Raw genomic sequence first — 247 nt, forward strand, 5'->3', positions numbered from 1 at the left:
TGGAGCAGGAGACCGGTCATCGGCTGGTCGAGCGCGGTGCCAAGGGGGTACGGCTCACCCCGGCCGGTGAGATCCTGCTCGGGCACACCAACGCCGTGCTCGCGCAGCTGGAGCGGGCCGAGGCGGAGCTCGCCGCGTACAGCTCCGGCGCCGCGGGCACCGTGACCGTCGCGGCCTTCGCGACCGGTATCGCCGAGGTCGTCGCCCCGGCCGTGGCCCGGCTCGCCGAGTCGGCGCCCGGCATCCG

1 pseudogene is annotated in these 247 nt (G+C 76.1%); it reads left to right on the forward strand.

The annotated features are described in order from the left end of the window. Positions 1-247, forward strand: a pseudogene (locus tag WN71_RS39300) (LysR family transcriptional regulator); the annotation flags it as partial.

It is taken from the genome of Streptomyces mangrovisoli (assembly GCF_000974985.2).
GTDB classification, from domain to species: domain Bacteria; phylum Actinomycetota; class Actinomycetes; order Streptomycetales; family Streptomycetaceae; genus Streptomyces; species Streptomyces mangrovisoli.